The organism is Oleiphilus sp. HI0080 (genome assembly GCF_001635135.1).
The window spans coordinates 1-1585 of record NZ_LWFU01000633.1; the positions used below are offsets into that span (position 1 = coordinate 1).

Consider the following 1585-nt stretch of genomic DNA (forward strand, 5'->3'; position numbering starts at 1 on the left):
CACCGTCGCAGGCTTCGCTGAGCGTAAAGCAATCTGCATCATTGGCGATTTTAATTTCTCGCTGAAGGCAATTTTCTAAATCTTGTTTCAGAGGGTGCCCGATAAGCCAGGTAGAGTTTGCATTTTGAACCAACCCTGTCGATGGAGACAGGCTTCCGGGTATTCCAACTCCCACGCTACAACGCTGACCAACCTTATCTTCGGCATCTTCAACCAAATCGACGAGGGCAGACAAGGTTTGTTGGTATGAGTCGCGAGGGCTCGCGATGCGCTTTCTGTGCTGAACCTGATTGGTATTATCGAGCACGATAATTTCGATTTTTGTGCCGCCAAGATCAATCCCTAAGTGCATGAACTCTCCTGGTTAGCTCCTGATTAGCGTGAGCTGAGCAGTTTTGCTGTCGCAATATTTTGCAGGCGTAGCCGTTAATGTCATCAATTTCGGTCGGTTTGTTCGCACGCACATCCTGCAACATTGACGAGATATTGTTACCCGTGTTTTTTGCTACATCAAGTATAAGTGTTTCGATCTCTTTTTCAGATGCATTTATGCCGGCTTTCGGCGCTAAACAGCTGAGTTCGCGAATAAGTTCTTGCCATAGCGTGCTGAAGGTTTGTGTCTGGGATATCTCTCCGTTTGGAACATTTTCAAGAGCGGTGAAGGCATTGATGCCGCAGTTAATGATTAGTTTTTTCCATAGTATAGGCTCAATATTCGAAGAATATTCTACTTGGTGGTCGCGGGAGGGTTCTCTATTTAGGTTTTGGGTAAGCAGCTCTTTTATTCTCTTACTGCTGATACCCTCGCTGTGGTGACTTAATGCGCCGATGAGCGTGTCGCCATCTCCCGCCAGCACGAGCTGGCCGTTAGTATTGATGTTTGCGCCAGATGTTGTGCTTGCGGCGAAGACTTTTCTTGTTTTCAGATTCCCAACGATACGTTGATGACTGCCCAGTCCGTTTTGAAATAGCACGAAGGGAATGGATGCACGGAGCGCTTTGTCGAGACACAAGGCGGCTTCTAGCGCATCATAGCTTTTGGTGCAAATGAGCACGGCATTCAGGTGCACCGTCTTGTGCGTAATCTCAGTGACGCTAAGCAAAGGGATGCTCAGTTGCGAAGACTCTCCATCGGCGTCGTGGCTCTTAGTGATTTCAAAATCAATGTTATGGCGTGCTTTAGATATCTCGCCTTTTGTCGTTTTTCGCGACGAGATAAATAAGCAGTTGTCAGCGCCGAGCCGATAAGCCCACAATTTGCCTATCGCGCCCGCCCCACAAATTCCAATCAATTGATAGGCTTCCTTACATTGTTTTGATCTTATCCATTTGCTCGGCCAGTAAGGATAGGCTTTGTTCAGCTGAGGCAAGCTTTGCTTGCTCCTTCTCAACCACATCGGCCGGTGCATTGCTGACAAATTTCTCGTTACCAAGTTTGCCTTTAAGCCGCTTGATTTCTCCCTCGGCTTTGCCAACCTCTTTATTTAAGCGGGCAAGTTCGGCTTCTACGTTGATCAGACCTGCCATCGGAACAAGCACTTCCATTTTTCCAACAAGTTGGGTGGCGCACATTGGTAGATCATCA

The 1585-nt window shown here is 47.6% G+C and carries 3 protein-coding genes; all 3 read right to left on the minus strand.

Going from position 1 to position 1585, the window contains the following annotated elements:
• Nucleotides 1–352 (minus strand): ROK family protein (locus A3751_RS13845; protein WP_156492463.1); only part of this gene is annotated, 352 nt, incomplete at its 3' end.
• A complete protein-coding gene (locus A3751_RS21845) occupies nt 336–1292 on the minus strand; it encodes a ketopantoate reductase family protein (protein ID WP_197466351.1) in 957 nt (318 codons plus the stop codon). The genes A3751_RS13845 and A3751_RS21845, both read right to left, overlap by 17 nt.
• Nucleotides 1293–1305: 13 nt before the next feature.
• On the minus strand, nt 1306–1585 hold a 280-nt coding region (locus A3751_RS13855; RefSeq protein ID WP_156492464.1), incomplete at its 5' end, for a hypothetical protein.